This is a genomic window from Sutterella massiliensis, assembly GCF_016899755.1.
GTDB lineage: Bacteria > Pseudomonadota > Gammaproteobacteria > Burkholderiales > Burkholderiaceae_F > Sutterella > Sutterella massiliensis.
The window spans coordinates 1-1,248 of sequence record NZ_JACJJC010000093.1 but is presented as its reverse complement, the minus strand read 5'-3'; the positions used below and the strand labels follow the sequence as shown (position 1 = coordinate 1,248).

1 protein-coding gene is annotated in these 1,248 nt (G+C 57.4%); it reads right to left on the bottom strand.

The window, feature by feature from the left end:
• On the bottom strand, positions 1-1,067 hold a 1,067-nt coding region (locus H6A60_RS11470; protein ID WP_205104730.1), incomplete at its 3' end, for an AAA family ATPase.
• Positions 1,068-1,248: the final 181 nt, after the last annotated feature.

Here is a 1,248-nt window from a genome sequence, read left to right as displayed (position 1 = left end):
CAATCGGCTTGTCCGTCCGTATTTTCGGCCGCGGCCTTTTTTTCACGCGGCTTGCGTGAAGCGCGATTCCACTTGGTGCCGAAGACGGCTTTGCCGAGGTTGTTGATCGCTTTCTGATCGGCAGGATCCGCTCTCAAGAGGAGAGCCTGATCCAAGGCGAACTTCATCACGTTCGGGGCGCCGCGGAAGGCTTCCGCAAGCTTGCCCCAGCGAATGAGCGTTCGCGTCGACATCGTCACCGAAAGCCGACTCGTCATTTCCTCTCCGTCGCCCTTGAAAAGCTTTCGGATTTCATTGGCCAACTGGATCATCAGCGGAATGACTTCCGTGAGATCCTTCGAGAGGACTTGTCCGAGAATCGCTTGTTCCGCCGCCGGAGCGGCGTAGTCCACTTCGAGCAGACGATAGCGGTCGAGCGCGGCAAGGTTTTGCTGCTGTATCCCCTGGTAAAGACCGGAGGCGTCACCGTTCCCGAAGGAATTGGCGGTCGCAACCACTCTGAACATGGGGTGAGGCCTGACGATTTCACCGCCGTTTTCGGCAATGACGAGCGGGCGACCTTCGAGAACGTCGTTCAACCCGGCAAGTTCTGCCGGATCGGCCAAGTCGATCTCGTTGAGCAGCAGGATGTGGCCGTGCTTCATTGCCGCAGCCAACGGCCCGTGCATGAAGGTCATGACAGGCGCTTCGCCGGGGGCGGGCGATGCGACGACAAACTGACCTTTGAGCTGCGAAAACTCGAATCGGCCGTTCATCGTGATTTGCTGAACGGGCCAATTGAGACGCGCAGCCACTTCGGTAACAACGGAGGTCTTGCCCGACCCCGTCGGCCCGGAAATGAAGAGCGCGTCGCCGCTCGGTTTCATCAGAAAAGCAAGGACTGCGCGAAGCACATCCTTTCTGAAGATGTAACCCTCGGCGGCTTTGGGCACCGCAGGGTTGCTCGCGTCCGCATAGCCCGTCAGCAGCATGGCGGCAGGCATGTCGATCTTCCTATCGTCGTCGTAGACGTTTCGGAAAATCTCGTTCGCTCGAAACTGAGCGTAGATGTTTTCTTTTTTGTTCATGGCGTGTGCTCCCGAAAAAAAAACGGGGACGCCACGACCCCGCGGGGATCAATGAACGTCCCCGCGCACGAATTTGCATCCGTTAGGTTGAACTGGAAAAGCTTGTCTTTTTAATCGCTAAGCTGGCGATTCCGCATTTTTGACCTGCTTTGCGGAGAACAGGCTTCGGTCGGGTTTTACA